This window comes from Inquilinus sp. CAU 1745 (genome assembly GCF_039839375.1).
Classification (GTDB): domain Bacteria; phylum Pseudomonadota; class Alphaproteobacteria; order DSM-16000; family Inquilinaceae; genus JBDOQU01.
Window position 1 is genome coordinate 356,839 of sequence record NZ_JBDOQU010000002.1, and the last position, 25,746, is coordinate 382,584.

Consider the following 25,746-nt stretch of genomic DNA (forward strand, 5'->3'; position numbering starts at 1 on the left):
GCCGACGAGATTTGGTGCTGATTACCGACCCGTCGCTGAGCAGATTGATGGTCCAGCCGGTGACAATTGGCATCGGTCTTGGCAATCGAACTGGCGAACCCGAGCAAGCATTGAGAGCGATCGGTGGCATTGATCCCCGATACCCATACCGCCCACGACCCTGACAACAAGGCGGGTCGGAGAGAGGTGAGCGGGCTGCGAAAGGCTCGTCAGCTTACTGCTTTCATTCAAAGCGGCAGCGTGGGCGCCGGATCAACCTTCTCACCAAGCACGAACATTTCGAAGTGCAGGTTGGGTCCGGTCGTACGACCCGAGCTACCGATATATCCGACCGTTTCTCCTTGGTCTAAGTGAGACCCGACGGCCAAGCCCTCGGCAAAACCGCTGAGATGCGCGTAGAGCGTCCTGGTGCCGTCGGCATGCCGTATCGTGACGTAGCGACCATAGGCACCGTGTCTCCTTACCGTTGCGATGACTCCATCGGCAGCGGCAAGAACGGGTGTTCCAGTCTTCGCGGCGAAATCGAGCCCCCAGTGTTGCCGCTTGCCACGACGACCGAACCGCGAGGTCAGGACGGCATCGACCACGGGCAGAATGAAGGTTTGCGGTTTCCGCCTCGGTACCGGTGGATCGATTGTCTCTGTGGGTAGCGCTGCGGTCTGGACTGGCAGAAAAGTGGTCGGGTCGATGACCATACGATCCGGTGGAACAGTGCAGGCGGCGGTCAGCAAAAGAACAGTGACGCTGGCGAGCGCGCGCGCAATGAGCATTCTTCCCCCGAGATCAGGACAACATGCCAAGCGAGCGAACGCGCACGGCACCGCAGACCGCCGTTTCTGCAATGCAGATGCGCCGATCGCAAGCAATTCTTCAGTACCGGCTCCTCGTTCGGGAACGATGTCGATCAGAAGAGCACCTCAGGTAAGCAGGCACTCGGCGTCACTCTCGAACAGCTTCGGGCATTTGGCCGCACCGCACGGATTCGGCCCGCAAAAGCTCGATGTCCGGGGTCGGCTGCTTGGCCTGTCCTATTGCGTCACGGTCGTTTGGTGAGATCCGCCCAGCCTCTCGTGCCGCTCCTCCTCGGCCTCGCGCATCCGGACAAGAGTTACCGCAAATATCAGAACGACGAATGCGATCAGCGCGATGAGCATTGCCATGTTCTTCGACCGCAGGCGTCTGCGACGCTCGGTTTCCGGGCTTGGTTGCTCAGGCATGCGCGGCGCCACGGTCCATGGGATCGGGATCCCGGTCCTGCTCGGGGTGGCCCCCATCGAGGCAGCACCCGCGCTCCAATTGGACCGTCGCATGGTCGATGCCAAACCGCTCCGCCAGGACATTGTTGATGGCCAGCACGGTCTCGTTCTGGTCTGCTATCTCGTTGACGACCGCGTGGAGCGTGATCAGCGGCCGCTCCCCGGTTAACGACCAGGCATGCACGTGGTGGACGTCGGTCACGCCCGGCACCGCGCCCCGAAGCGCCGCGCCGATACGCGCCGGATCGAGGTCGTCCGGCGTGCCCTCGAGCAGGATGTGCCCGGAATCGCGAACGAGCTTCCACGCGCTCCGCAGGATCAGCAGCGCGACCAGCACCGACAGGATTGGGTCGATCGGCGTCCAGCCTATCGCGAGGATGACACCGGCGGCGGCGATGGCGCCGACCGAGCCGAGCAAGTCGCCAAGCACGTGCAGCACGGCGCCCCGGATGTTCAGGTTGTCGCGCTCACCCGTTTGCAGGATCCAGAACGCGATGACATTCACCAGTAGGCCGAGCGCCGCGACGACGAGCATCGGCACGCCGAGAATCGGCACCGGGTCGACGAAGCGTTTGACCGCCTCGATCAAGATCCATCCCGCAATGGCGAACAGCGTCAGGCCGTTGACGAAGGCGGCGAGTACCTGAAAGCGGTGGTAACCGTACGAGCGTCGGGCGTCCGATGGCTTGCGGCCCAGTCGGAAGGCAAACCAGGCGAGCGCCAGCGATGCCGAATCCGTCAGCATGTGCCCGGCATCCGCCAGGAGCGCCAGCGAGCCGGACAGGATGCCGCCGACGGCCTCGGCAATCATGAAACCGCCGGTCAGCAGCATCACCCAGAACACCCGGCGCTCGCTGTCGGCTGTCACGGCGTGGGCATGGCTGTGGTCGTGACCATGACCCTCGTGCTTGTGGGCGGAATGGTCGTGGTCATGGGAATGGCCGCCGTGCGACATCATAATCCTCTCGTCATAGCAACTTGGCCCAAGCCGTCACTCACGGAAGGCCTCGTGACATCCCGAGCACACGGCTCCCACCTCCTTGAACTGCGCGGCGAGCCACGCGCGGTCGCCGGAGTTTGCGGCATCTATTAAGGCGGCGCTCTCGGCGGCGAAGCGATCCATCATGTCGTTGAACGTCGCCCGATCAGCCCACACCGCTGGCAGAGCTTCAGTGTGATGACCGTGACTGCCGGGCGGGAAGAGATCTGCAGCCTGCTTTGCCCCCTCATGGATGTGCTCGGCGTCGGTCTGGGCCGCCTCCGCGTCGAACGGCACTATGTCGCTCACCATGGCGCCGAGCGCCTTCATGTGATCGGCAATGCCTTCCATGACCACCATACGCTCGGCGACAACGCCGGTGGCTCCTTCGTGCGCCACGGCCCCGCCGACGACTGCCGCGACGACGAACCCGGCCGCGATGCCGATGATCGCCCTGCTTGGGGCGAACGGCTCCGACGCAACACGGTAGTCACTCATGATCCGATTCCTCTGAAATTGGCGGGGCCCCGCAATTCTCCTTTGAGGAAGAGCTTGACCTTTTCCAGCGCGATGTCCGGGTTTTCGTGGATGTCCACCGTGCCGCGAAAGCGACCTTCGCCGTCCATCAGGTAACCCGATGCGGTGTGGTCCATTGTGTAACCGCCACCTTCGAGGGGTACGCGCCTGAAGTAGGCTCCGAAGTTCCTTGCCGCACCCGCCACCTGCTCGGGGGTGCCCGTTAGACCGACGATGCGTGGATGGAACAGCGTCACGTAGGACGCCATCTGGTTCACTGTGTCGCGCTCCGGATCGACGGTGATGAACAGCGGCTGGAGATCCTCGCCCTCCGGCCCGAGCTCATCAAGGATTCGACTTACCGCCGACAGCGCTGTCGGGCAAACGTCCGGGCACGCGGTGAAGCCGAAGAATACGATGAGTGGTCTGCCCGCGTAATCGGTCTCGGTTACCGCCTGTCCCGTGTGGTCGGTCAGCGAGAACTCGGCCCGGATGTCGACCGCAGGCGCGACGGCCGCCTCCCGTCCGGGAAAGCCGAGATGCTCGATTACCGTCGCCCCGAGAAGGCTCACGAATCCAAGTATCGCGATGCCGGTGATAGTCCAGACGATGCGTCGGGTGATCTTCATGTCTCCGGAGGTCCTCATTCCGGCCCCATCGCGCCAATCGCGCCGACCTCGACCGGCACCTCGACAGTTCCGGCCTTATCGAAGGTGATCGTGACCGTGATCTCGTCCCCAGCCTCGAGATCGGTGGTGAGGTCCATGAGCATGACGTGCGTGCCGCCGGGCTTCATCTCCAAGGTGGCGCCTGGGGCGATCTCCAGCGGCCTCGCCTCCCGCATCCGTGACACGCCGTCTTGGATTTCGGTGGTGTGCGCCATCGCGTATCCCGCCACGGGCGTCTCAATGGCGACGATCTGGTCGGCCTCGGAGCCGTTGTTGGCGATGGTCAGGTAGACGGCCCCAGTCGGGGCGCTTGGCGGCGTCGCGCGCGCCCAGGCGTGCTCGACGATGAGGTCCCCCACGCTTACCGGCTCGGTGGCGTGTGCCGTGACGGTTAGGGCCAGAATGGCGAGGGATGCTGAGAAGAAAGGCTTCATGAATTCGGTTCCGACAACAGTGAGCGAGAGGGGTTCTTCCAGTTCGGGGAGAGCCGCCATAGGTGATCTCGGGCGACAGGTTCGGCATTCCCCCCTCAGCCTCCGACGCTGGCGCTTCGAAGCTCGGTGCGCGCGTCCTTGACGATCGACCATGAGGACTGGAGGAACAGCCCGGCGATCACCAAGGCGACCACGAGGTCCGGCCACGCCGTTCCTGTCCAGGCGACCAAGCCCGCCGCGACGACGACCACGAGGTTGCCGAGCGCGTCGTTGCGGCTGAACAGCCAGACGGCGCGTACATTGGCGTCACCAGCGCGGTGCGGCATCAGCACGGCCGCGGCGGCGACGTTCACCACGAGCGCCATCGCACCGAACAGGCCCATCATCTCGGCCTCCGGCTGGTTCGGGACGAGGACGCGATATGCGGTGGTGACCAGCACGCCGACACCGAGCGCACCCAGGAAGAGGCCTTGCAGCAGCGCCGCCCGGGCTCGCCACACTTCACTCCAGCCGATTGCGAGCAGGCCGAGAAGCGTGATCGTGCCGTCGCCCAGAAAGTCGAGCGCATCGGCCTTGAGGGCCTGCGAGCCCGCCACGAACCCGGCGACGATCTCGGCCGCGCCGTAGCCCGCGTTCAGCAGGACGACGATCCAGAGCGCGCGGCGGTAGGCTGGCGTCGCGTGGCTGTAATCCTGCACCCGGTCGTCGTCATCCTCGTCGGCACCGGGCTCGGCGGCTGGACGGACGCGGGCGAGCCGGTAGCCGAGCCCTGCGACGGTCCGCTCAACCTCTGGCAGGCAGGTGCTCGGATCATCGACCCGCAGCGACATTGTCTGCGACGTGATGGATACCCGCACGTCCTCGACGCCGGGCAGTTTGCGCGTGCCGCTCTCAATCTTTGCCGCACAGGACGCGCAGTCCATGCCGGTGAGGCGGTATCGGGCCACCCCGTCATCCTGCGTCTCACGTGTGGTCATGCCGACCCCTTCCGTCCGTCGCACCGCCAGACGTCTGGGCGTTTAGCGACGGCGCGCCGACCCTCCGATGGCCGAGCCCTGAATGGAGCAGCAATGCTCCGACTCCGCAGACGATCGCGACATCAGCCACGTTGAAGGTCGGCCAGTGCCAACCGAAGGCGTGCAGGTCCAGGAAGTCGGTCACGGTGCCCTGGCGCACGCGGTCGATGACATTGCCGAGGCCGCCGCCCATGATGGCGCCGATTGCCGCGCCTTCGACCCGGCTGCCTGTGTGTCGCACCCACACCGCCAGCGTAGCGACGACGGCCAGCGCGACCGCAGCGAGCAACCATGGACCAGCGTTGCTGTCGCCCAGAAGGCCGAAGGTTACACCGCGGTTGAAGCCGAGGGTCAGGTTGAAGAACGGCGTCACCTCGATGACGCGCGGCGGATCCATGACGACGGCCAGGATCGCCCATTTGGATGCCTGGTCGGCGACCAAGATCAACGCCGCCGCCAACAGGGCCGGGCGCATGCCCGACCGCTCGTCGGAAGCCTTTCCGAGATTTGGCATGGGGGCGTCCTTCATCTGACCTGCCGAAGCAATCGCAGCGCGTTGAGGGTGACGATGACGGTGGCGCCGGTGTCGGCCAGGATCGCGAGCCACAGGTCGGTCAAGCCGAGTAGGGTCGTGACCAGGAACACGGCCTTGAGGCCAAGCGCCATCGCCACGTTCTGGTGGATGTTCGCCATCGTCGCCCGCGACAGCGCGACGAGATCGGCGACACCCTCTACCCGGTTGCCCAGCAGCGCTGCGTCAGCGGTCTCCAGGGCCACGTCGGTGCCGCCGCCCATGGCAATGCCGACGTCGGCCGCGGCCAGAGCCGGACCGTCGTTGATGCCGTCGCCGACCATCGCGATCGGCGCCCCGGACTTCATCGCCGCGATCTCCCGCAGCTTGTCCTCGGGCATGAGCTCGGCCTTCACGTCGACGCCCAGCCCTCGGGCGATGGCCTGCCCGGTGCGGCGGTTGTCGCCGGTCAGCATCACGCTGCGGATGCCGAGCCCGCGGAGGGCCGTGATGCCCTGCGCGGCGTCGGGTCGCGGCTCGTCACGCAGCGCGATGAGGCCAACCGGCCGCGCATCCGCGACGACCACGACCACGGTCTTGCCATCGTCCTCGAGGGCGGCGATGCGGTCGGCGGGAATGGCATACGGACCGCAGCGCTCGGCCGCGTGGCGCGGCGAGCCGACCTCGACGAGCTTCCCGGCGACAATGGCCTGCGCCGCCTTGCCGGGGACAGCTTTCTGGTCGCGGGCCGGGCGCAGCGGCACACCGTCGGCTGACACCCTGTCGAGCACGGCCCTGGCGATCGGGTGACTGGACCCGTTCTCTACGGCCGCCGCAAACCCGAGCAGCGTGCGGTCGCTTCCGCTCAGCGGGACCAAATCCGTCACCTGCGGCCGTCCCTGGGTCAGCGTGCCGGTCTTGTCGAAGGCAATGACACGGACACGGCCGATCGCTTCCAGGGCGGCGCCTCCCTTGATCAGGAGGCCGCGCCGCGCACCGGCCGCGATGCCGGACGTTATGGCGGCGGGCGTGGAGAGAACGAGGGCGCACGGACAGCCGATCAACAGGAGAGCCAGCCCGCGGTAGATCCAGGTCTGCCAATCGGCCCCGAAGGCGAGCGGGGGGACGAGAATCGTCAGGAGGGACACCATGACGACCATCGGTGTGTAGCGCGCGCTGAACCGCTCGATGAACCGGGCGGTGGGCGCCTTGCTGGCCTGAGCTTCCTCGACGAGGTGGATGATGCGGGCGATGGTGTTGTCGGCCGCCGCGCGCATCACACGCATCCGCAGCGCCCCCGTGGCGTTGATGCCGCCCGCGAAGACCGCCGAGCCGACCTCTTTGGGAACCGGGACGGATTCTCCGGTCACCGGGGATTCGTCGACATCGGATTGGCCCTCAACGACCTCGCCGTCGGCTGGCACCCGGTCGCCGGGGCGAACCAAAACCACTTGGCCGATTTCCAGTCGCGCAGCCGGAATCTCGCGGGCGTCCTCACCGTCGAGCAGCAGCGCGGTCCGGGGAACAAGTGCAGCCAGCGCCTTAATGCCGGATCGGGCCCGACCCGCCGCGACCCCCTCCAGGAGCTCGCCGACGGCAAACAACAGCACCACGATCGAGGCCTCGGCGGTCTCCCCGATGACAAGGGCGCCCAGGGTGGCCACGGACATCAGCATCTCTATGCTGAACGGCGAACCCGCGCGGGCGAGAGCGACGGCGCGGCGGCCGAACACGGCCAGGCCGACCAACGCCGCGGGAACGAGGGCGTAGTCGCCGACGGCCGGGGTCAGCCACGACGCCAGGTATCCCAGGGCGACGAGAAGCGTTATCAGGCCGGTTAGCCGGGCCTTGGACGTGGCCCACCACGGTCGCTCTGCGGGCGCGCTGATGTCATCAGCGGCCTGGCCGTCGGGGATGATCTGGATGTTATCCGCGACCTCGATCCCGTAGCCAAGGGTCCGGATGGTGCCCTCGAGCTTCTCCCTGGGGGTCGCCGCCTCGTCCAGCTTCAACCTGAGGGTCTGAGAGTGGTAGTTGAGGCTGATGTCTGCGATGCCGGGGAGGCGGTGCAGGGCCATCTCGATCTTGGCCACACAGCTCGGGCAGTCCATCCCGGACACCAGGTATCGCAGGGGCTGGTCACTCCGCTCCGTGGCTTCCTCGATGATTGCCCCATCCAGCATATCGAACTCCAACCGACGACGGGCGCGGCGTGCGGCATTCGGTGCTGCGTTCGCGCCTTCCGTTGGCTAAGATGGACCCTGTACCAACTACAGGCTCAAGGGGTCATGGCGGAAAAATCTGCGGCGGTCGGTCACACCATCGGTCCGCTCGGTAAGCTGACCGGAGTGAACATCGAGACGATCCGATATTACGAGCGGATCGGCTTGGTGCCGGAGCCGAGCCGAACGGCGGGGGGCTATAGGCTGTACGGCCCGGCACATATCGGGCGGCTTACCTTCATCCGAAATGCTCGCGAGCTCGGCTTCCCGATCGAGACCATCCGCGACCTGCTCGGATTGGCCGACGATCGGGATCGGCCGTGCGGCGACGTTGACCGGATCGCGTCGACCCATCTCGCCGAGGTCGAGGGCAAGATCGCTCGGCTGACGACCTTCAAAAAGGAGTTGGAGCGAATGATCTCGCAATGCCGCCACGGCACCGTCTCGGAATGCCGCATAATCGAAGCCCTGGCCAACCGATCGGCTCCCGATCTGGCGGAGGATGCCGAAGCCCGTGCCCGATGATGGTAGGAACGCCTAGCTGACACGTGATCGGTACTGGTGAAGCCTGTGGCGTAATCTGCAAAAGGGTGCACAGCCTCGTCCATACTCCTGCGCGCGAACTTGGTGCGCCTGCCCCTGATCGTGATGCATATATTTCTCCCGATGGTGAGGCCTTGAGCGTACGGACGACATATTCGATTCCGGGTGATCTGGGTGGATCGGCTACTTGCCGAACCGGGTTCGTTGGACAGGACAGACACCTACGCTCACCGGCCTTTCATCCCGGCCTTCAGGGTCGTGGTGACTGCGTCATTTTCGGCGCGCCATCAGGTATTTCACCAAGGCCGCAATGGCGAGCACGAGCACGATCAGGACGAGGATCCATACCAACGCCATGCCGCCCATCATCCAACCCATCCCTTCCATATCCATCATGGCGGTTCGCCTTTCTGTTGGTTCGCAAAGACGTGCTCAGGCTGGCGCACCGCCTCTCAGCCGATCGTTCCCAGAACGGGGAAGTGCTCGAGCAGCCAGAACGAGAAGGCGGACATGTGGCCGGTGATCATGGCGACTCCCATGACGACCATGAGGCCACCGGCACCGGCCTCGAGAAACCGACCGGCGCGGCGCATCCGCTTCAGCCGCTTCAACAGGCCGTCCGTGAAGATGGCCGAAACCAGGAACGGCAGCCCGAGACCGATCGAGTAGATGCTGAGCAAGACGATGCCGTTCGAGGCCGTCGCTGAGAGCGCGCTGACCGTCAGGATCGCGCCGAGGACCGGCCCGATGCAGGGCGTCCAGCCGAACCCGAACGCCAGGCCGAGAACATAGGCGCCGAACGGTCTCCCGCCCTTGAGGTCGGCGTGGAACCGGAACTCCCTTTGGAACCACGGCAGCCGCACGAGACCGGTCATGAACACGCCGAACAGGATGACGATGGCGCCGCCGAAGATGTTTGCCTCGTAGCGGTAAGACAGGAGCAGGCGGCTGATGGCCGACGCGCTCGCGCCGAGGGCGACGAACACGGTCGAGAAGCCAAGGACGAAATACGTGCTGAGGAGCAGCGTTGACAGCCGGTCGCCGAGTGAACGCCCCTCCTGCTGCTCTCCGAGCGTGCTCCCGGCCACGTAGGATACGTAGCCGGGGACGAGCGGCAGGACGCAGGGAGAGAGGAACGAGATGATCCCGGCCGTGAAAGCCGTCAGGATGCCGATGTTGGAGATTTCGAACATCGCCGATCAATCCGCGACCTGCTCTCGCGCCTGCGTGATCAGGCGCTCCATCGTTTCCAGGTCGACCAGCCCCCGGACTATCTCGTCACCAACAATGAAGGTTGGCGTTCCACTGATCCGGAGTGCCTGGGCGAGCGTGATGTTGCGCTTGATCGTCTCGGCGATAGCCGAATCTTCCATGTCTCTCCTGAGGCGTTCGATGTCGAGGCCCACAGCCTCGGCAATTTCGATGGTCGAGCGCTCCGTGATCGCACCGCTATGCGCCATCATGGCCTGGTGGAAGGCTTCGTATTTCCCTTGACGCTGGGAGGCAAGCGCCGCCCGTGCCGCGAATTCGGAGCCGGGCCCCAGGATCGGGAACTCCTTGTAGACAAATCGAAGACCGTCGTCGGACTCCTCGACCTCGGCCAAAAGCGGTGCCGCCTCGCGGCAGTAGGGGCAGTTGTAGTCGAAGAATTCGACGATCGTGACGTCCCCCTCTGGATTACCGGCAACCGGCGCCGTCGGATCGTTGAAGATCTCGTCCCGACGCGCCGCAACGATGGACCTCAATTCATTCGCTTCGGCGACCTGCTGGCGCTCTTCCATGCGTCGGAACGCCTCGACGATCACCTCCGGGTTTCGGAGGATGTAGGCGCGCGCCTGGTTCTCGAACGCGCGCGGCACGACCCTAGTCTCGCTGGCGTCGAAGACCCCGATCGCGAAGAGCAATGATGCTGCGGAGAGGGCTGCGGCGAGCGCCGAAAGAGCCAACGATCCGGCGATGGCCAGCTTGAACTTAGACATGGTGTTTGCTCCGCAAGGGAACGTGAGAACCAGGGGCATGAATGATCATCGTCTCGGACCGGTACGCCCACCAGAAACCGACCGTCGGGACGACGATCCACTGAGCGACCGGCGAGAGCCCAGTACCGGTCAGCGGAATGACCGGCATCAGTTCCGAGTAGGCCCAGGATTCTCGCACGACGATGTTCAGCCACTCGCTGAAGATCGTGTAGGCGAGGCCGAGCGCGATCGTGAGCACGGCGATCCCCACATAGCGTCGCCCCGGCCAACTGCCGCTTCCGACCAGAACGAGCACCAGCATGAGAGACGAGAGGGCGATCAGGATGTCGCCGCCGGTGCAGTGCACGACCGCGAAGGCCAACTCGCCCACCGATCCATCCCGCCAGATCGTGTAGAGCGGCAGGTGAAGGATTTCCCACACTAGGTTGGCGACCGCGACGAACAGGAGATACCGGCGCATCACCGATAGCCAGCCGCCACCCACCGCCAAGCCTCGCTCCGACGCAAACTCAGCACCCGACATCACCGTCCCTCCGATCAGATCTCTAGCCTCGGCATCAGGCGCCAAGACCGCTCCAATTCCGACCGCCGTCAGTGCTGGCCAGGATGGCGCCGTCCTGGGTGACCGCGAACAGCCGCTTGGGTTCGCTCGGATCAATCGCGAGGTGCAACAGCACGCGGTTACCGAAGTCGCTGCTGACCGTTTCCCAGATGAGCCCCGGCTCCTCCTTCGTTCTGATCAGGCCGGTGCCGACCACGAAGGCGTAGACCGTGCCGTCGGGGGCTGCTTGGACCATGGTTGCTGGCTGCTGAACGTCGAACGCTGGCATCCAGGTCTCCGCCCCGTCACCGCTGACCATCAGCCCGTCGCGGGTGGCGGCGTAGACGATGTCCGGGTTGGTAGCGGACGCGCCGAGGTCGAACACGTCGGCCTGGGGTGCTCCGGCAACCTCCCAGGTCTTCCCGCCGTCGCGGCTGATCTGGATGTCGCCGTAGAGGCCGTAGATCACGTTCGGGTCGGCGGCGCTGACGTCCATCGCATGGAAGTCGACCGGACCGTTCGCCCCTTGCGCTATCTGCTCCCAGCTTTGGCCGCCATCCTTGGAGGTAATGAAGCCGAGATTGCCACCGCCCGCCGGATGCCCGCTGGCGTAGAAGACGTCCGGGTCGCTGGGATGGGGCGTGAAGCCCATGTAGTCGCTCCGGTCGTCCGAGACCTGCTCGGCGGTCCCGTCGGGCGCGGTGCGGTAAACCCCGTGATGCGTCGCCAGGAGGAGGCGCGCCGGATCCGTTGGGTCCACCGCGATCCCATGGATGTGCGAGACCTCGCCGATCGGGATGCTCTCCGAGGCGTCTGCCTGCCACAGGGCGGCGGCGGCGATAACGATCGCGGCGACTGCGGCGACGGTGATCAGGGGTTTGGAGCGAAGGTTCATTTTGGGTCCTGAAATTCGGGTTGTAGTCGGAAGGGTTGAGGCGCGTTGCATCAGAACAGCGACAGGATCCGCTGCCAGATGGATGGGATAGTGCCTTGGGCCGCCTCGTCCCCGTGCGGCGCCCCAGCGTTCACCAGGCCGTTGAGGTAGACGACGAGGTTCGTCGGATCGAACTCCAGGCCATGGAAATTACCCCGCAGCGTTCCTTGCTGATCGATGACGTGGGTGACGACGCCGTGCATCTGTAGGCCGTCCTCGGTCACCGTGAACCCGTGACCGAACGCCTCCACGAGCTCGCGCGTCGCTTCGGGCCGGTCAGGTCCGCTCGTCAGGAAAACCCAATTGGCCGGGTCCAGGCCATGGGCCTCGCCGTAGCCGCGCAGAACTTCGGCCGTGTCGCGTTCCGGATCCGTCGTGACGGTGACGACCTGGACCTGGTCGCGCATCGGCGTCTGGTTGACCATCTCCTGGATGCGGGCGATGACATCGGCGTGCAGCGGACAGACATCGGGACAACTCGCGTAAACGAAGTGCAGCACGACGATCTTGCCGCGGAGGTCTGACAAGCTGACGGAATTGTCGTCCGCGTCCTGGAGCGTGAAGTCGGGCGCCGGGACGTTCTTGATCTCGAAAAACTTCTCTTTCTCGTGGAGGTCCTGTTCCAGACTGTCCAGCGAATGTGCAGCCATCGGCGTGGGAGCGACGACGGTCGCGAGAAGGACGGCAAATATAAGGAGGCGCGCGAGCTTCATGGTCGTGTCCAGTCGGGAGTATCGGCGGGCTCGTGTCCCGAGACGTCAGAGCACTACGGGCGCCGGGCTGCCGCTCGCGCGGACGGCCCGGCGCTCGCTCCAGTCGTCTTAGCCGTTGCCTTCCTGGTTCTGCTGGGACGCTGCAGGCTGCTGCTGCGCCATGGCCTGCATCATCTCGGTGCAGGTCGCCATCATCTCGTTCATCTGGGACATCATGCCCATCATCCGCATCATGCCGCCGCCCGGCATCATGCCCTCCATGTCGTTCATCATGGGGGCTTCGCTCCGGGGCGCCTGATCGGATTGGTTCTGAGCGAGGACGGCCGGGATGCCGAGGAGGCCGGTTGCGACGAGCGCGACCGCGAGGGTCTTGGTCATGGTGCGCATGGTGATCTCCTATGCTTGGGTTGAGCGTGCGAGGCGTCGCCGCTGACGACGGCGCCTTGGTTCCAGCCGGGTTGTCGCAACGTGCGCAGCCCTGGCTGAAGGGGTCGATCGCGTGGACGGAGCGATCGTCTGCTGGAGCGGCAGGAAAGTTGGGTCTGCCTGCACTGTCGGCGTGCCCTTGCCCGGCTTCGAGCAGGCCTTGGACATGCAGAGCCCGAGGCCGCACATGATCGCGCATGGCGCGAAGGCCACCAGCAGCGGGGCGATACCCACCGCCACCAGCCAGGGCCAGCCGAACCACAGAGCCGGGACCGCCAGCCCGACCGCCGCTGCGATCAAGCCGCGGCGGCCGCGGAGCCCACAGCGCAGGGCATTGCCGAGATCCTGGCCTAATGAGGGGTCGGGGACGGAAGCGCTCATGGTGTCACCTTGTGGTTGGCGGAAATCGCCTGAACACGATCGTTCAGGCTCGACGGGGGCTCGCGCCGGTTCGCGTCGCGCACCACCGGCTCGTTGAGATAGCGCCGGATCAGGTCGATGGCCTCGGGGCTGTCCCATTCGGCAGGGCCGGTCAGCCGTCCAACCTCACGGCCTTGGCGGTCGATCAGGAGCGTCGTGGGGACGCCCAGGACACCGAGCGTGCCCATCGACGCGCCAGGTTGGTCGAGGTAGATGCGGAGGTTCTCGATACCGATCTCGGAGAAGAACGCGCGGACGTCCCCGAACCCGCCCCGGTCGATCGACAGCGCCACGACCTCGAAGTCGGACCCGCCCAGCTCGGCTTGGAGTCGGTCGAGCGTCGGCATCTCCTCGCGGCAGGGGACGCACCACGTCGCCCAGACGTTCAGCAGGACCACTCTGCCGCGGAAGTCAGCCAGGCTGAGGTCGTTCCCGTCGGCGCCCTGGAACCGTAGTTCGGGCAAGAGCTTGGGCTCGTGGAGTGGGGCGAGCCCGAACGGCTCGCTTGCTCGCGCCGTTGGTGGGGCGAGGATACGAGTCGCAAGTCCGGCGGCGGACAGCAGGCCGACGGCAAGCGCTTGCCGTCGAGCGAGGGATGGGGTTCGTCTCATTGGCGCAATCTCGCGATCAGGGGAAGGATGGTCTCGTCCAGGACTTCCTTGGTGACGGGCCCGACATGCTTGTGCGCGATGCGACCGTCCGGGCCGACGACGAAGGTCTCCGGCACTCCGTAGACGCCCCAGTCGATGGCGACCCGGCCGTCGAGATCGGTGCCCGTGCGCGTATAGGGATCGCCGAGGGTGTCGAGCCACTCGGCCGCATCGTCCGGCTGGTCCTTGTAGTTGAGGCCGTGAACCGGGACGGCGCCGTTGCGCTTGAGCTCCATAAACAGCGGGTGCTCGTACCGGCACGCCGTGCACCATGAGGCGAAGACGTTGACCAGCGAGACCTCGCCCCTGAGGTCGACGCTCGACAAGCCAAGCGTCCGACCCTTAACCGGCGGCAGGTCGAAGGTCGGCACGGGATCGCCGATCAGGGTCGACGGCAGCTTCCGCGGATCGCGAGTCAGCCCGATGCCGAGAGCGGCGGCGACGCCTACGAAGATGCCGCCTGGCAGCATCATGAGAAGCCGCCGTCGACCGACCGGCGGGACATCGGATGTCGTGAGAGTTTCGTCGGCCATCGTTAACCCCCGCTTCGGGGCGTGGAGCCGAGTGGGTAGCCGACAGGTCCCGCGATACCGGATGGCGGGACGGTAGGGAGAACGGCAATGCCGTCGATCGGATACAGAAGGGAGGTGTTCATCCCGTCCTCATGGTCTCGATCGGCGCCGAGCCGTCACCATGGACGGCCGGGGCGCTAACGATGCGATCGACGGTTCTGCGACGCGCAACGCGCGGCGGAACCGGAAAGCAGGGACTTAGCCGCTTGCTGCGGCTTCAAGCCTGCTTACGCGAGAACCGGGATTTCGGGGGATGCGGGTCGGGCGCGCTTGATGAACCCAGAATACGCTGTTCCGGCATGCCCTCATAGGCATGGCCGGTCACGAGCAACGCTGGCGGCTGGGCTTGCGGAACGATGCCAAGCCCGCTGGGGCAGGCGAGCATGCAGACGGAGGCCCGCGCCATGTCGGAACTGCCACAGCCATCGCAGTCATCGGGCATCGGCTGGTCGGCGGCAACAGTCATCTGCGTCATTTCACTGGCCTCAACGCCATACGCTGCCATTCCAAGCCCGAAGGCGAGGACCAGCAGAGCGGCAAGGATCCGGCGAAAGCTGCGCATGAGCCATACTATATGGGCCGCGGTCATCAATGCCAATCGGGTGCGAGCATTTGTCCTGCGCTACAATGGATTCTCCGTGCGGACAACTCTGCGTGATCCGTTCGCGCCACCAGTTCCACGGAATGAGGAGCCATACCGTCCATTTCAGTCATTCCCTACTGGGGTCAGTGAGTGGTCACGGGCTGGGGGGAACGCCGCCTGCGGCCGATCCCGAGCCACATCAGCGCAAGCGCGGCAACAGCGAGCCAGGGCAGCAGCAGTAGGTTGAGCAACTGCCAGCCGACGGCTTCCAGCAGGGCCCCGGCCCCGAGCGAGCATGTCAGCCCCACGGCGAAGATCGTCATGTCGTTGGTGGCCTGGGCCCGTCCCCGCTCGGCGACGCTGTAGGTCGTGGTCAGCAGCGTCGTGCCTCCGACGTACAGGAAGTTCCAGCCCACCCCGAGCATGACGAGGGCACCGGCGAAGGAGGTGAATCCCGTGCCGGACAGGCTCATGGCCACATGCCCCGCGAACAGCGCGATGCCCGCCAGCATGATCCGCAGGACGCCAAACCGGGCGATGAGGGAGCCGGTGAAGAAGGACGGCAGGAACATGCCGAGGACGTGAAGCTGGATGACGAGCGTCGTGTCCGCCAGAGGGTGGTGGTGATGGACCATCGCGAGCGGCGTCGCGGTCATGGCGAAGATCATGATGCCGTATCCGGTCGCGGCGCCGAACAGCGCGACGAGGTAAGCCGGTTGCCGGACGATTCCCAGCAGCGGCCGCCCCCCTTCGGTCGTGCCGGGCTGGCCTGCCGACGGCGTCCGCAGCCCCAGCAGGATGCCCGCCGCGAGGATTGAGACGACCGCGAGCAGCAGGAACGAGCCGACATACTCCGGGTGGAACAGCGGCCCCCCGATGCGGCCAAGCAGGGGGCCGAGGAGCGCGGCGACGATGCCGCCCGCGAGGACGAGCGAGATCGCGCGGGGCCGGAACGCGTCGTCCGCAACCTCACCAGCCGCGAACCGGTAGAACTGTGCGAAGCCCTGGTAGGCGCCGACGAGGAAGGTGCCGAAACTCAGAAGGAGGAGCGAGCCAAGCCAGATGCCGAGCGCAGCCATGAGGCCGCCAGTCGTCCCGAGGACCGCCCCGACGACGAAGCCAGGCCGCCGCCCGACGCGCGCCATCAACATGGACGCGGGAACGGTCGCCACGGCCGTCCCCAGGAACATTGTCGCGATGGGCGCCGTGGCCAGCTGCGGCGTCGGGGCGATCGCCGCTCCGGCCAAGCCGCCGACGGTCATCACGAGGACCGACGCGGTCTGGAATAGGGCTTGCGCGCTGGCCAGGAGGAGCACCTGCCGATGCATGGGGCGGTCGATCATCGTCCCCCCTGCCGGACGGACATCGGAATCGTGGTCGGCGCGGACAAACATCTGGGGCCGGACAGCAAATCCATGGAGGCTACCTTGACGTGAACGTCTAAATATTCAATTATTCTCTTGAATGATTCATAAGCTTCCACGGAGTGTCAATGTCGAATCCGAAGAGGCAGATTTTCGAGCATCTGGCGGAACTGGCACGCACGCTCGGGCATACCCACCGCCTGGAGTTGGTGGAGCACCTCGCCCAGGGCGAACGTTCGGTGGAGGCGTTGGCGCAGCTGACCGGCCTGACGGTTGCCAACGCCTCCCAGCACTTGCAGCATCTGCGGCGCCATGGCTTCGCGCAGACGCGCCGCGACGGCAAGCGGGTGCTGTACCGGCTCGGCGAAGGGCCGATCCTCGACGTCCTGGCGGCGTTCCGGCGGTTGGCCGAGCACAACGTCGCCGAGGTGCGCGAGGTCGTCACGGCCTACTTCGACCGCCTCGACAGCTTTGAGGCAATCTCACGGGAGGAGTTGGCCCAGCGACTCCAGGAGCGCAGCATCACCTTGCTCGACGTCCGTCCGCAGGACGAGTTCGCGTTGGGCCACCTGCCCGGCGCGTTGAACATCCCGCTGGCCGACCTCCAGCAGCGCCTCGCCGACCTGCTGCCGGACCAGGAGGTGGTCGCCTACTGCCGGGGGCCGTACTGCGTGCTGTCCTTCGAGGCGGTCGCCGAGCTCCGGCGCCTGGGCTACCGGGTCCGCCGCCTCGAGGACGGCTACCCAGAGTGGAAGGCCGCCGGTCTGCCCGTCGAAGCCGTTTCCTGATCAAGGTCTCCCATGACCCAACATGACGGCGGCCGCGCGGTGCCGCCCATCCTGCGCGACAAGTTCCACGACGATGCCTCCGCATTCACCCCCGAGAGCTTGCTGCGCGAAGCCCGGCGCCAGAAAAACCTGGAGGAAGCGGCGGCCCCGGCGGTCTGCGTCCTCGATCCGGACGGCGACATCGTGCGGCATCTGCGGGACACGGGGCGGGCCCGCCGCGACCCGTCCTGGGCCTGCTATCACAGCGACTTGTACAGGTTCGAGCATCGCGGCCGGGAATACGGCATCGTCGGCTGCGCCGTCGGCGCCTCCTACGCCGTGCTGGTCGCCGAACAGATGTTCGCCTCCGGCTGCCATCTGCTGGTCAGCATCACGTCGTCGGGCCAGATCACCGCGCTGCGCCCGCCGCCCTACTTCATCCTGATCGACAAGGCGCTGCGCGATGAGGGCACCAGCTACCATTACCTGCCGCCATCCGAGTACAGCGAGGCGGATCACGGCTTGATCGAGCTCGTCTCCGGGGGATTGTCCAGTGTCGGCGAGCCGGTCGAGCGTGGGGCTACGTGGACGACTGACGCCCCGTTCCGGGAGACGGCTGCGGCGATCGAGGCGGCTCGGGAGAAGGGAATCCTGGCAGTCGAGATGGAGGCGGCGGCGCTTTACGCCTTCGCTGCGGCGCGTCGCAAACCCGTTCTATGTTTCGCCCATGTAACCAACCAGATGGGCCGGATCGAGGGCGACTTCGAGAAGGGCGAGGCGAACGGGACGATAGCCGCCCTGTCGCTCATTCATGTCGTAGCAGAAGCCTGGGAACGGTCAGCACACATTCCGGGCCGCGATGACTCCCCCTAGCGCCGACGCAGTCAGACACTCATCGAATTCATTCATGGTCAGAATGTAGGCGCGTTCAGTGCGCGGGCCACGCCGTTTGAGCAAGGCTGGTGCGGATGACTTGGCCGGGCGGAAACGTATCACGACGGATACAACGCGTCGACGATCGGGCAGTCCGGGACCGCCCCGCCCTCGCACCGGCTCGCGATCTCGGCGAGCGTGCGCTCCAGCCGTCTGAGGTCCGCGATCTTGCGCCGCACCTCGGCGAGGTGCTCCAGGGTTATGGCCTGAACCTCGCCGCAGGTGTAGCCGCCGTCCACGAGCCGCAGGAAGGCCCGGACCTCATCGAGCGTGAAGCCCAGGTCGCGGGCGCGGCGGATGAAGGTCAGCCGCTTGAGATGGTCCTGGCCGTAGATCCGGTGGCGCCCTTCGGTGCGGGCTGACGCCGGGAGCAGGCCGATCTTCTCGTAGTAGCGGATCGTCTCGATGTTGCAGCCGGTGCGTTTCGACAACGCGCCGATGGGCAGAAGCGGCGTGGTCTCCGGGGCACGCGTCCTCATCGACAAAAACCCCTTGAATCTGTAGTTGCTACAGGTTGCATCCTCGGGACTGTACATGGTCCACGGAGGGGACGCGATGGCTACGAGCGGGAAGGTCGAGGTATCCAATGTCACCGCACGCGCCCGCAACAAAGGGGGCCAGGAGATCACCGGCAAGGCCGTGCTGTCGGTCGGTGGTATCCTTACGGCCATCGGTGCCTCCTCGTGCTGCGTCCTGCCGTTCGTGTTGTTCACGCTCGGCATCAGCGGTGCCTGGATCGGCAATCTGACGGCGCTCGCGCCGTATCAGCCGCTGTTCGTGGCGGCGGCGCTCGGCTTCCTCGGCACCGGGTTCTGGCGCGCCTACCGCAGGCCGGTCGCCTGCGACGGACCGGCCCGCCTCGTCAGGGGTGCCCTGTGGAGCGCGACCGGTCTCGTCATCGTGGCGGTCGCCTTCCCCTATATCGCCCCGCTCCTGCTGTCCTAATGGAGGGGACCATGATGAAACACCTGATCGGAACCGTTCTCGCCGCGCTGTCGCTGGTCTCGGGCACCGCCGCGGCCGCGGAGCGCACGATCCGGTTCGCGGTCGAGAACATGACCTGCGCGACCTGCCCGATCGTCGTCCGGGAATCCTTGGAGGCGGTGCCGGGCGTCGGCAATGTCGAGGTGTCGTTCGAGGAGAAGAGCGCCGTCGTGACATTCGACGACGCCAAGGCCACAGTTGCCGCCCTGGTAGACGCCACCACGAACGCCGGGTTCCCCTCCCGGCCGATGCCGTAGGAGGGAGAGATGGGACAGCATCACCTCTACGGCTCGACAGCCCATTCAGCGCCGCCGCCTGAGACCTCCACGGGTGCGTCCGACGGACAGGCCGTGATGTTGCGCCCGGACGTCCACCTGCCCGACTGGACCGTGGTCCGGACGGACGCCGCGCGACATGCGCTTGGGGCGACGTTCGAAGCCTTCGACATGGCGCGGAAGTGGTCGGCGATGGGGGAGACGGAGGACCGCGTCTGGCGCACGGTGCTTGACCTTTACGCCCGGGCCGGAAAGGCGCTGACGCTGCCGGAGTTGGCAGCCGCTGTCGGCGTTGCTCCCGACGCCGCCTCGTCGTCCTCGACACCAAGGGGCACATCGTCGGGGCGTATCCGTTCACCAACGATGCGACCGAGCACCGCGTCGATTTCGGGTCCACCACGGTGATGGCCATGTGCGTCATCGACGCGCTCGGCGTCGGCACCATGCTCGGCATTGACACGGTGATCCGGGCCCGATGTCGGTCCTACGACTACGACTACGACTACGACTACGACTACGACTACGACTACGACTACGACTACGACTACGACTACGACATCGAGATCGCAACGCGCGATCGGGGCCAGGCGTTGGCGTTGGTGTCGCCGGACAGCGCCATAGTCTGGTCAGGCGTGCACTACGCCGATGCCTGCGCGGCCACCTCTCTTTGCACCGTGCAGGCCTTCTTCTATTCGGATCAGCACCTGCACGCCTGGCGGCGGAACGATCAGCCCGGCGTGCACGGGTTCCGGCTGTCCGTCGACGAGGCCCTCCAGGTCGGCTGGGTCGTCTTCGTCCCGATGCTGCAACCCGGTGCGGTCGCTCCGGACGCGACATCAAGCTCTACTACAGCAAGACGATGACAATTCTCTACCAGATCGAGTCTGGCCACATTCACCCGGACGTCGCGCTGCTCGGGATCAAGGATATGCTCAATACCCTGATGCCGGGCGATGCCGATGACGTCTACTGACCTGAGGCAATTGCATGACCAAGTCCTACGACCTGATCGTAATTGGTACCGGCACGGCTGCGATGGTGGCGTGTTCGCGGGTCCGCGCCGCCGGATGGTCCGTCGCCGTGGTCGACCATCGGCCGTTTGGGGGCACCTGCGCGCTCCGCGGCTGCGACCCAAAGAAGATGTTCGTGGCCGGGATTGAGGCCGTCGACCTGGTCCGGCGCATGCGCGGCCACGGCGTTGCCGGGGACACACGCGTCGAATGGCGTGACCTCATCGCCTTCAAGCGGTCCTTCACCGCCCCCGTCCCGGAGAAGCGCGAGCGCCGCTACGCGGACCAAGGCATCGAAGCCTACCACGGACATGCCCGGTTCGTAGCGCCCGATGTCATTGAGGTCGACGGGAAGACCCTCGGCGCGCGCCATGTCCTGATCGCCGCCGGGGCACGACCCGCGCCGCTCGGCTTCCCGGGCGAAGAGCACCTCGCAACCAACGAAGATTTCCTGGAGATGGACACGTTGCCGCCGCGGATTCTGATGGTGGGCGGCGGTTACATCGCCGCCGAGTTCTCCCACATCGCGGCGCGAGCGGGAACCCAGGTCATCGTCTTGCAGCGTGCGGACCGCATGCTGATGGGGTTCGATCCCGACCTGGTCGGCTGGCTGATGGAGCGGTTCGCGGAGATCGGGGTCGACGTCCGGACCGGCACCTCGGTCGAGGCCGTGGAGCAGACCGGCTCCGGCTTCGCTGTCCGTGCCCGCTCCGCGGACGGGGTTCAGGCATTCGAGGCTGACCTCGTCGTGCACGCGGCCGGGCGCGTTCCCGATCTCGACGACCTTCAGTTAGATGCGGCGGGCGTCGAGCGTGAGGGTAGGCGCCTCAGGCTCAACGAACACCTCCAGAGCGTCTCGAATCCGAGGGTGTACGCCGCAGGCGACTCGGCGGCGATGGGACCGCCGCTGACCCCCGTAGCGAGCCACGACGCGAAGGTGGTCGCGGCCAACCTCCTGGACACCAACACGCATCGGCCCGACTACCGCGGCGTGCCGAGCGTCGCCTTCACGATTCCGCCCATCGCCCGGGTCGGCCTGAGCGAGACGGAAGCCCGCGAGCAAGGCCTTCGCTTCCGCATGAAGTCCGACCGAGTGCCGGACTGGTACACCGCGCGACGGGTCGCGGAGACGGTCTACGGCTTCAAGGTTCTCGTCGAGGAGGGCACGGAGCGCATTCTCGGCGCCCACCTCGTCGGGCCGCACGCCGATGAGGTCATCAACACCTTCGCACTGGCGATCCGGAACGACCTGATGACAACCGACGCCCTCAAGACGACGATGTTCGCCTATCCGACGGGCGCATCGGACGTCGGCTACATGCTCTGAGACGGACAGAACCATCGATGCTTGACAAGTTGTATCCCCACTGCTGCCCGGCCGACGCCTCGGGCGGCGGGCCCTCGAAGCCGGATCTGGTGGTCGTCGGAGCCGGGTCGGCGGGCTTCGCCGCGGCGATCCGCGCGGTCGAGCTTGGTGCCAGGGTCGCATTGGTCGGCTACGGCGCCATTGGCGGCACCTGCGTCAACATCGGCTGCGTCCCGTCGAAGACCCTGATCCGGGCCGCCGAGGCCCTACACCACACGCGCACCGCGCCACGGTTCGCAGGAATCTCGGCAAAGGCCCGGCTCGAGGACTGGAAGGCGCTCATCGTGCAGAAGGACGAGCTCGTGGCCAGCCTGCGCCAGGCGAAGTACGACGACCTGCTCGCCGAATACGAGAGCATCTCCTACCTGTCCGGTAGGGCGCGGCTGACCGACCAGGGAGTCGAGATCGACGGGCGGCTGCTCCGGACGGACAAGGTCGTCATCGCGACCGGCGCATCCCCAGCCGTTCCCGCTATCCCCGGCCTCAATGGCGTGCCCTGGCTGACCAGCACGACGGCGATGGACCTGGAAGCGTTACCAGCCTCGCTGCTGGTGATCGGCGGCGGCGTGGTCGGCGTCGAACTCGGCCAGATGTTCGCCCGCATGGGCGCGCGGGTCACGATCGTGTGTCGCTCCCGGCTACTGCCCAACGCCGAGCCGGAGGTCAGCGCAGCGCTCGCGGACTACCTGCGCGCCGAGGACGTCGAGGTCCGCTGCGGGGTCGCCTATGACTTCATCCGCCGGGTCGGGGATGGCGTCGAACTCGCCATCCGGGATGCGGACGGCAGGCCGGTGACGCTCGCGGCCGAACGCGTCCTCATCGCCACCGGCCGGACGCCGAACACGGCCGGGATGGGGCTGGAGACAGCGGGCGTGGCGCTGGATGCGCAGGACGCCGTCCGCGTCGATGATCGGCTGCGGACGACCCGCCCCGGTACCTACGCCGCAGGCGACGTGACCGGCCGGGATTTCTACGTCTACATGGCGGCCTACGGCGGCAGGCTCGCGGCCGAAAACGCGCTCACCGGCGAAAAACGCCAGTACGACGCCAGTGCAATGCCCGAGGTCACCTTCACCGACCCGCAGGCGGTCAGCGTCGGTCTGACCGAGGCCGCGGCCCAGCGGGCGGGGCTGGACGTCGAGATGGCGGTGCTATCGCTCGACCAGGTGCCGCGCGCCCTGGCGGCGCGGGACACGCGCGGGCTTATCAAGCTGGTCGCTGAGCGCGGCAGCGGCCGCTTGCTGGGTGCGCACATGCTGGCGCCGGAGGCGGGCGACAGCATCCAGACCGCAGTGCTGGCTGTGAAGCATGGCCTGACAGTGTCGGACCTCGCCGACACCCTGTTCCCCTACCTGACCACGGTCGAGGGCGTGAAGCTGGGCGCACTGAGCTTCGCCAAGGACATCAAGAAGCTGTCGTGCTGCGCCGGATGAGGTAGCCGATGGTGACAGGCAACTGTCTCGACCTTCGATGAGGATCTCGCCGCGCTCGACCGGCGAGGCCGTCGCGACCGACTCCAAAGTAAAGCATTGGCAAACAAACTAAGTGTGACGAACAACTAATTGAAAAGCATAAGGAAATTGACGCCCTGGGCGACTTCCCTTATGCTTGGGTCGTCGGGGAGTAATCGCCTGCCGGAAGCGGCGGGATGCGGGTCAACATTCTCGGACGGCGTTGTTGTCCGTGGCCCGCGCGGTAGCCGGATCGATGGTCCGGCGGCTTGGTGAGACCGGTCCAGCGGCAGCCTTCGCATTTCGGCGTTTCTGCCATCGTCCCGCTTGGCCGGAGCCCTCACCGATGCCGATCGCCGCATCGCTTGCGCTCAGCCTGTCCATGGACTCGTTCGCCGCCGCGCTCGGCAAGGGCGCCGTGCTGCGCCGCCCGGGCATCCCCGATGCGCTTCGTGTCGGTGCCGCGTTTGGCGCCTGCCAGTTGCTGATGCCGGTGGTCGGCTGGGCCGTAGGCGTCGCCTTTGCCGGGTTGGTTGCCGCGCTCGACCATTGGGTCGCGTTCGGACTGTTGCTGCTGGTCGGTGGTGCCATGATCCGCAACTTCCTCCGCCCGGGCCCGGGCTCCGAGCGGGATGGACGGACCGGCCTCCTGGCGTTGGCGACTACGGCGCTGGCCACCAGCGTCGACGCTGCTGCCGTCGGCGTCGGTCTCGCCATGGCGGAGGTCGACATCGTCACGACGGCGCTCCTGATTGGCGCGGTGACCTTCGGCATGGCGTTCGGCGGCGTATTGATCGGGCGGGCGACCGGGCCAATGCTCCGGCACCGGGCCGAGCTCATCGGCGGCTTCCGGCTGATTGCCATCGGCATCAAGATCCTCGTCGAGCACACGCTGCCCTGACGGACGGGAACCAAGCCGCTCGCCGGGGCAGGCGGCGGGAACTCAACGGCAGCGATGTACCTAGACGCTGAGATGCCGGATCCCGAGTCCGGCCGGAACCCGCGCGTGATACGCCTCGGGCGAGAGCGGATCGTGGGTGACGATGCTTACGATGGCGGCGTTGATGCCGAGGCCGATTGACCAGACATGCAAGTCGGCAATGCGGTCATCGCCTTGCTCCAGCGATCGGCGGAGCTCCCCCTGTGTGTTGCGCGGCCCTGCCAATCGAGCAGCACGCGGCTCGTGCTCCGCAGCAACCCCCGCGACCAGTTCGCTACCAGCACGGCCCCGACGATGCCCATGACCGGGTCCAGCCAGGTCGCGCCCAGGTACTTGGCGCCGAGCAGCGCAACGGGAGCTTGGGTCGTTCAGTGAGCGGACCACCGCCTATGCTTTGCGTCGATGATGAAGGTGTGGGCATGTCGGAAGCCCTCTGGCGTCCGCTCGGCATCCCGAACGTGGGGATCGTCGGGGTCGAGATCGGCGTGCAGGTGCACCACGGTTTCGGGATCGTGTGTGGGCCAGAGCCAAAGTGCGGAGGCCACTGCAACCGCCGTCAGTCCGCCGAGCGCGGCGAAGGGTGCCACCAGTCCAGCTTCGGCGCCGAGCCAGCCCGCGAGCGGATAGGTCACCAGCCAACAGGCATGCGACAGTGCGAACTGCGCGGCGAACAATGCCGGGCGGTCTTCGGCGCGGGCGGAGCGCCGCAGCAGCCGTCCGGTTGGCGTCTGGACTAGCGAGTAGCCCAAGCCCAGCGCGAACCAGAGCGGTAGCAGGAGGCCGAATCCGGGCATACCCAGGCCGAGCAGTAGACCGACTGCCAGCAAGGCCGCGCCCGTCAGCATCGCCGCGCGGTCCGGCACCTCGTCGAGCAACCTGGGCAGGAGCAGCGCCGCGAGCATGGAGCCGCCGCCGAACGCGGCCAGCGCGAGAGCGACTTCGGTGTTGCCGAGCCCTAGACGGCCGCGCACGTAGACTACCGTGTTGACGATCACCATGGCCCCGGCTGCGGCGACGGCAAGGTTAAGCGCCAGCAGCCCGCGTAGGCGCGGCGTCGCGAGGTAAATGCGCAATCCCTTGGTCATCCGGTCGTAGAGGCCTCGGTGCTCGTCAGCCGCCTTGGACTGCGGCAGGACGACGGACATGACGAGCGCGGCCGAGAGCAAGAAGCCAACCGCCGTGCCCGCGAACAGGCCGTGGAAGCTGATGACCGTCAGAAGCGCGGCCGCCAGCGCCGGGCTGATCAGGCTCTCGAGGTCGTAGGCGAGGCGCGAGAGCGAAAGCGCCTTCGTATAGTCCTTCTCGTCCGGCAGAACGTCCGGAATCGTCGCCTGGAAGGTCGGCGTGAACGCAGCCGAGGCCGCTTGCAGCACGAAGATGAGGACGTAGACCTGCCAGACCTCGGTCACGAACGGCAGGCACAACGCGATGGCTGCGCGAACCAGATCGAGGCCGACGAGCATCGCCCGGCGCGGCAGCCGATCAGCGAAGGCATTCGCCACCGGCGCCACGCCAACATAGGCCACCATCTTGATCGCGAGCGCTGTGCCGAGCACCGCGCCCGCATCGCCGCCCGCTATATCATAGGCGAGCAGGCCGAGAGCGACCGTGGCGAGCCCCGTGCCGAGCAGTGCGACGACCTGAGAAACGAACAGGTGGCGATAGGTGCGATCGGTCAGAATCCGGATCACGG

The 25,746-nt window shown here is 66.3% G+C and carries 31 protein-coding genes; 10 read left to right on the top strand and 21 right to left on the bottom strand.

The window, feature by feature from the left end; genetic code table 11:
- Nucleotides 1-227 precede the first annotated feature (227 nt).
- The 8 genes from AAFN89_RS04115 to AAFN89_RS04150 all read right to left on the bottom strand — a co-directional run bounded on the left by AAFN89_RS04115 (nucleotide 228) and on the right by AAFN89_RS04150 (nucleotide 7,563).
- A complete protein-coding gene (locus tag AAFN89_RS04115) occupies nucleotides 228-770 on the bottom strand; it encodes a M23 family metallopeptidase (RefSeq protein ID WP_347536201.1) in 543 nt (180 codons plus the stop codon).
- 439 nt (nucleotides 771-1,209) lie between these two features.
- The gene (locus tag AAFN89_RS04120) at nucleotides 1,210-2,214 is read right to left on the bottom strand and encodes a cation diffusion facilitator family transporter (protein ID WP_347536204.1); all 1,005 of its coding nucleotides are present in this window, start codon (nucleotides 2,212-2,214) and stop codon (nucleotides 1,210-1,212) included.
- Between the two features lie 33 nt (nucleotides 2,215-2,247).
- A complete protein-coding gene (locus tag AAFN89_RS04125; protein WP_347536206.1) occupies nucleotides 2,248-2,733 on the bottom strand; it encodes a cytochrome c in 486 nt (161 codons plus the stop codon).
- Nucleotides 2,730-3,380, bottom strand: a complete 651-nt coding sequence (locus AAFN89_RS04130) for an SCO family protein (protein ID WP_347536208.1) — start codon at nucleotides 3,378-3,380, stop codon at nucleotides 2,730-2,732. The genes AAFN89_RS04125 and AAFN89_RS04130 overlap by 4 nt, the downstream gene beginning before the upstream one ends.
- Before the next feature lie 14 nt (nucleotides 3,381-3,394).
- Complete coding sequence (locus tag AAFN89_RS04135; protein WP_347536210.1) at nucleotides 3,395-3,913, bottom strand: copper chaperone PCu(A)C; 519 nt, start codon at nucleotides 3,911-3,913, stop codon at nucleotides 3,395-3,397.
- A 35-nt stretch (nucleotides 3,914-3,948) separates the two neighbouring features.
- Nucleotides 3,949-4,830, bottom strand: a complete 882-nt coding sequence (locus AAFN89_RS04140) for a cation diffusion facilitator family transporter (RefSeq protein WP_347536212.1) — start codon at nucleotides 4,828-4,830, stop codon at nucleotides 3,949-3,951.
- A complete protein-coding gene (gene lspA / locus AAFN89_RS04145; RefSeq protein WP_347536214.1) occupies nucleotides 4,817-5,383 on the bottom strand; it encodes a signal peptidase II in 567 nt (188 codons plus the stop codon). The genes AAFN89_RS04140 and lspA overlap by 14 nt, the downstream gene beginning before the upstream one ends.
- Nucleotides 5,384-5,394: 11 nt before the next feature.
- Nucleotides 5,395-7,563 carry a heavy metal translocating P-type ATPase gene (locus AAFN89_RS04150; RefSeq protein ID WP_347536216.1) on the bottom strand — a complete coding sequence of 723 codons (2,169 nt, stop codon included), beginning with the start codon at nucleotides 7,561-7,563 and terminating at the stop codon, nucleotides 5,395-5,397.
- 105 nt (nucleotides 7,564-7,668) lie between these two features.
- On the opposite strand from AAFN89_RS04150, the gene AAFN89_RS04155 reads away from it, so the two are divergent.
- Nucleotides 7,669-8,127, top strand: coding sequence for a helix-turn-helix domain-containing protein (locus AAFN89_RS04155; protein ID WP_347536219.1), 459 nt, complete (start codon nucleotides 7,669-7,671; stop codon nucleotides 8,125-8,127).
- A gap of 288 nt (nucleotides 8,128-8,415) precedes the next feature.
- Here the strand turns inward: AAFN89_RS04155 and AAFN89_RS04160 are convergent, their stop codons facing one another.
- The 11 genes from AAFN89_RS04160 to AAFN89_RS04210 all read right to left on the bottom strand — a co-directional run bounded on the left by AAFN89_RS04160 (nucleotide 8,416) and on the right by AAFN89_RS04210 (nucleotide 16,306).
- On the bottom strand, nucleotides 8,416-8,541 hold the full coding sequence (locus AAFN89_RS04160) for a hypothetical protein (RefSeq protein WP_347536221.1): 126 nt from the start codon (nucleotides 8,539-8,541) through the stop codon (nucleotides 8,416-8,418).
- A gap of 56 nt (nucleotides 8,542-8,597) precedes the next feature.
- Entirely contained in the window at nucleotides 8,598-9,338 is a 741-nt protein-coding gene (locus AAFN89_RS04165; RefSeq protein ID WP_347536223.1) for a cytochrome c biogenesis protein CcdA, read from the bottom strand.
- A gap of 6 nt (nucleotides 9,339-9,344) precedes the next feature.
- Nucleotides 9,345-10,124, bottom strand: coding sequence for a DsbA family protein (locus tag AAFN89_RS04170; RefSeq protein ID WP_347536225.1), 780 nt, complete (start codon nucleotides 10,122-10,124; stop codon nucleotides 9,345-9,347).
- Nucleotides 10,117-10,647, bottom strand: coding sequence for a hypothetical protein (locus AAFN89_RS04175; RefSeq protein WP_347536227.1), 531 nt, complete (start codon nucleotides 10,645-10,647; stop codon nucleotides 10,117-10,119). The genes AAFN89_RS04170 and AAFN89_RS04175 overlap by 8 nt, the downstream gene beginning before the upstream one ends.
- 34 nt (nucleotides 10,648-10,681) lie before the next feature.
- Nucleotides 10,682-11,560, bottom strand: coding sequence for a F510_1955 family glycosylhydrolase (locus AAFN89_RS04180; protein WP_347536229.1), 879 nt, complete (start codon nucleotides 11,558-11,560; stop codon nucleotides 10,682-10,684).
- 50 nt (nucleotides 11,561-11,610) lie between these two features.
- On the bottom strand, nucleotides 11,611-12,312 hold the full coding sequence (locus AAFN89_RS04185) for an SCO family protein (RefSeq protein ID WP_347536231.1): 702 nt from the start codon (nucleotides 12,310-12,312) through the stop codon (nucleotides 11,611-11,613).
- 108 nt (nucleotides 12,313-12,420) lie between these two features.
- A complete protein-coding gene (locus tag AAFN89_RS04190; RefSeq protein WP_347536233.1) occupies nucleotides 12,421-12,699 on the bottom strand; it encodes a hypothetical protein in 279 nt (92 codons plus the stop codon).
- A 416-nt stretch (nucleotides 12,700-13,115) separates the two neighbouring features.
- On the bottom strand, nucleotides 13,116-13,622 hold the full coding sequence (locus AAFN89_RS04195; RefSeq protein ID WP_347536235.1) for a TlpA disulfide reductase family protein: 507 nt from the start codon (nucleotides 13,620-13,622) through the stop codon (nucleotides 13,116-13,118).
- Nucleotides 13,623-13,765: 143 nt separating this feature from the next.
- Entirely contained in the window at nucleotides 13,766-14,341 is a 576-nt protein-coding gene (locus AAFN89_RS04200) for a DsbE family thiol:disulfide interchange protein (protein ID WP_347536237.1), read from the bottom strand.
- Nucleotides 14,342-14,597: 256 nt separating this feature from the next.
- Complete coding sequence (locus AAFN89_RS04205; RefSeq protein ID WP_347536239.1) at nucleotides 14,598-14,969, bottom strand: hypothetical protein; 372 nt, start codon at nucleotides 14,967-14,969, stop codon at nucleotides 14,598-14,600.
- A gap of 137 nt (nucleotides 14,970-15,106) precedes the next feature.
- Complete coding sequence (locus AAFN89_RS04210) at nucleotides 15,107-16,306, bottom strand: MFS transporter (protein ID WP_347536241.1); 1,200 nt, start codon at nucleotides 16,304-16,306, stop codon at nucleotides 15,107-15,109.
- Between the two features lie 149 nt (nucleotides 16,307-16,455).
- Between AAFN89_RS04210 and AAFN89_RS04215 the strand changes: the two genes are divergently transcribed.
- Complete coding sequence (locus AAFN89_RS04215) at nucleotides 16,456-17,115, top strand: metalloregulator ArsR/SmtB family transcription factor (protein WP_347536243.1); 660 nt, start codon at nucleotides 16,456-16,458, stop codon at nucleotides 17,113-17,115.
- 12 nt (nucleotides 17,116-17,127) lie between these two features.
- Nucleotides 17,128-17,967: a nucleoside phosphorylase gene (locus tag AAFN89_RS04220; protein WP_347536245.1), complete on the top strand. Its 840-nt coding sequence runs from the start codon at nucleotides 17,128-17,130 to the stop codon at nucleotides 17,965-17,967.
- Nucleotides 17,968-18,086: 119 nt separating this feature from the next.
- Here AAFN89_RS04220 and AAFN89_RS04225 read toward each other — a convergent pair whose 3' ends face one another.
- The gene (locus tag AAFN89_RS04225; RefSeq protein ID WP_347536247.1) at nucleotides 18,087-18,506 is read right to left on the bottom strand and encodes a helix-turn-helix domain-containing protein; all 420 of its coding nucleotides are present in this window, start codon (nucleotides 18,504-18,506) and stop codon (nucleotides 18,087-18,089) included.
- A 76-nt stretch (nucleotides 18,507-18,582) separates the two neighbouring features.
- Here AAFN89_RS04225 and AAFN89_RS04230 point away from each other — a divergent pair, with 76 nt between their 5' ends.
- The 7 genes from AAFN89_RS04230 to AAFN89_RS04260 all read left to right on the top strand — a co-directional run bounded on the left by AAFN89_RS04230 (nucleotide 18,583) and on the right by AAFN89_RS04260 (nucleotide 24,014).
- Nucleotides 18,583-18,972: a mercuric transporter MerT family protein gene (locus AAFN89_RS04230; protein WP_347536250.1), complete on the top strand. Its 390-nt coding sequence runs from the start codon at nucleotides 18,583-18,585 to the stop codon at nucleotides 18,970-18,972.
- Between the two features lie 14 nt (nucleotides 18,973-18,986).
- The gene (merP, locus tag AAFN89_RS04235; protein WP_347536356.1) at nucleotides 18,987-19,268 is read left to right on the top strand and encodes a mercury resistance system periplasmic binding protein MerP; all 282 of its coding nucleotides are present in this window, start codon (nucleotides 18,987-18,989) and stop codon (nucleotides 19,266-19,268) included.
- A gap of 9 nt (nucleotides 19,269-19,277) precedes the next feature.
- On the top strand, nucleotides 19,278-19,691 hold the full coding sequence (locus tag AAFN89_RS04240) for a hypothetical protein (protein WP_347536252.1): 414 nt from the start codon (nucleotides 19,278-19,280) through the stop codon (nucleotides 19,689-19,691).
- 5 nt (nucleotides 19,692-19,696) lie between these two features.
- Nucleotides 19,697-20,149 carry an organomercurial lyase gene (gene merB, locus AAFN89_RS04245; RefSeq protein WP_347536254.1) on the top strand — a complete coding sequence of 151 codons (453 nt, stop codon included), beginning with the start codon at nucleotides 19,697-19,699 and terminating at the stop codon, nucleotides 20,147-20,149.
- Nucleotides 20,150-20,273: 124 nt separating this feature from the next.
- On the top strand, nucleotides 20,274-21,623 hold the full coding sequence (locus AAFN89_RS04250; RefSeq protein WP_347536256.1) for an NAD(P)/FAD-dependent oxidoreductase: 1,350 nt from the start codon (nucleotides 20,274-20,276) through the stop codon (nucleotides 21,621-21,623).
- 17 nt (nucleotides 21,624-21,640) lie between these two features.
- Nucleotides 21,641-23,095: a mercury(II) reductase gene (merA, locus tag AAFN89_RS04255; protein ID WP_347536258.1), complete on the top strand. Its 1,455-nt coding sequence runs from the start codon at nucleotides 21,641-21,643 to the stop codon at nucleotides 23,093-23,095.
- A 364-nt stretch (nucleotides 23,096-23,459) separates the two neighbouring features.
- The gene (locus AAFN89_RS04260) at nucleotides 23,460-24,014 is read left to right on the top strand and encodes a manganese efflux pump MntP family protein (protein WP_347536260.1); all 555 of its coding nucleotides are present in this window, start codon (nucleotides 23,460-23,462) and stop codon (nucleotides 24,012-24,014) included.
- Between the two features lie 407 nt (nucleotides 24,015-24,421).
- Here AAFN89_RS04260 and AAFN89_RS04265 read toward each other — a convergent pair whose 3' ends face one another.
- A complete protein-coding gene (locus AAFN89_RS04265) occupies nucleotides 24,422-25,744 on the bottom strand; it encodes an MFS transporter (protein ID WP_347536262.1) in 1,323 nt (440 codons plus the stop codon).
- Nucleotides 25,745-25,746 lie beyond the last annotated feature (2 nt).

Bases quoted from the DNA above. Each gene is read 5' to 3' on its own strand.
- AAFN89_RS04210 (WP_347536241.1), bottom strand. From the start codon at position 16,306: ATGATCGACCGCCCCATGCATCGGCAGGTGCTCCTCCTGGCCAGCGCG.
- AAFN89_RS04185 (WP_347536231.1), bottom strand. From the start codon at position 12,312: ATGAAGCTCGCGCGCCTCCTTATATTTGCCGTCCTTCTCGCGACCGTC.
- AAFN89_RS04170 (WP_347536225.1), bottom strand. From the start codon at position 10,124: ATGTCTAAGTTCAAGCTGGCCATCGCCGGATCGTTGGCTCTTTCGGCG.
- AAFN89_RS04260 (WP_347536260.1), top strand. From the start codon at position 23,460: ATGCCGATCGCCGCATCGCTTGCGCTCAGCCTGTCCATGGACTCGTTC.
- AAFN89_RS04135 (WP_347536210.1), bottom strand. From the start codon at position 3,913: ATGGCGGCTCTCCCCGAACTGGAAGAACCCCTCTCGCTCACTGTTGTC.
- AAFN89_RS04220 (WP_347536245.1), top strand. From the start codon at position 17,128: ATGACCCAACATGACGGCGGCCGCGCGGTGCCGCCCATCCTGCGCGAC.
- AAFN89_RS04115 (WP_347536201.1), bottom strand. From the start codon at position 770: ATGCTCATTGCGCGCGCGCTCGCCAGCGTCACTGTTCTTTTGCTGACC.
- AAFN89_RS04180 (WP_347536229.1), bottom strand. From the start codon at position 11,560: ATGAACCTTCGCTCCAAACCCCTGATCACCGTCGCCGCAGTCGCCGCG.
- AAFN89_RS04165 (WP_347536223.1), bottom strand. From the start codon at position 9,338: ATGTTCGAAATCTCCAACATCGGCATCCTGACGGCTTTCACGGCCGGG.
- AAFN89_RS04130 (WP_347536208.1), bottom strand. From the start codon at position 3,380: ATGAAGATCACCCGACGCATCGTCTGGACTATCACCGGCATCGCGATA.
- AAFN89_RS04150 (WP_347536216.1), bottom strand. From the start codon at position 7,563: ATGCTGGATGGGGCAATCATCGAGGAAGCCACGGAGCGGAGTGACCAG.
- merP (WP_347536356.1), top strand. From the start codon at position 18,987: ATGAAACACCTGATCGGAACCGTTCTCGCCGCGCTGTCGCTGGTCTCG.
- AAFN89_RS04225 (WP_347536247.1), bottom strand. From the start codon at position 18,506: ATGAGGACGCGTGCCCCGGAGACCACGCCGCTTCTGCCCATCGGCGCG.
- AAFN89_RS04160 (WP_347536221.1), bottom strand. From the start codon at position 8,541: ATGATGGATATGGAAGGGATGGGTTGGATGATGGGCGGCATGGCGTTG.
- AAFN89_RS04240 (WP_347536252.1), top strand. From the start codon at position 19,278: ATGGGACAGCATCACCTCTACGGCTCGACAGCCCATTCAGCGCCGCCG.
- merB (WP_347536254.1), top strand. From the start codon at position 19,697: ATGTGCGTCATCGACGCGCTCGGCGTCGGCACCATGCTCGGCATTGAC.
- AAFN89_RS04190 (WP_347536233.1), bottom strand. From the start codon at position 12,699: ATGCGCACCATGACCAAGACCCTCGCGGTCGCGCTCGTCGCAACCGGC.
- AAFN89_RS04215 (WP_347536243.1), top strand. From the start codon at position 16,456: ATGTCGAATCCGAAGAGGCAGATTTTCGAGCATCTGGCGGAACTGGCA.
- AAFN89_RS04230 (WP_347536250.1), top strand. From the start codon at position 18,583: ATGGCTACGAGCGGGAAGGTCGAGGTATCCAATGTCACCGCACGCGCC.
- AAFN89_RS04175 (WP_347536227.1), bottom strand. From the start codon at position 10,647: ATGTCGGGTGCTGAGTTTGCGTCGGAGCGAGGCTTGGCGGTGGGTGGC.
- AAFN89_RS04200 (WP_347536237.1), bottom strand. From the start codon at position 14,341: ATGGCCGACGAAACTCTCACGACATCCGATGTCCCGCCGGTCGGTCGA.
- AAFN89_RS04140 (WP_347536212.1), bottom strand. From the start codon at position 4,830: ATGACCACACGTGAGACGCAGGATGACGGGGTGGCCCGATACCGCCTC.
- lspA (WP_347536214.1), bottom strand. From the start codon at position 5,383: ATGCCAAATCTCGGAAAGGCTTCCGACGAGCGGTCGGGCATGCGCCCG.
- AAFN89_RS04125 (WP_347536206.1), bottom strand. From the start codon at position 2,733: ATGAGTGACTACCGTGTTGCGTCGGAGCCGTTCGCCCCAAGCAGGGCG.
- AAFN89_RS04120 (WP_347536204.1), bottom strand. From the start codon at position 2,214: ATGATGTCGCACGGCGGCCATTCCCATGACCACGACCATTCCGCCCAC.
- merA (WP_347536258.1), top strand. From the start codon at position 21,641: ATGCTTGACAAGTTGTATCCCCACTGCTGCCCGGCCGACGCCTCGGGC.
- AAFN89_RS04250 (WP_347536256.1), top strand. From the start codon at position 20,274: ATGACCAAGTCCTACGACCTGATCGTAATTGGTACCGGCACGGCTGCG.
- AAFN89_RS04155 (WP_347536219.1), top strand. From the start codon at position 7,669: ATGGCGGAAAAATCTGCGGCGGTCGGTCACACCATCGGTCCGCTCGGT.
- AAFN89_RS04205 (WP_347536239.1), bottom strand. From the start codon at position 14,969: ATGACCGCGGCCCATATAGTATGGCTCATGCGCAGCTTTCGCCGGATC.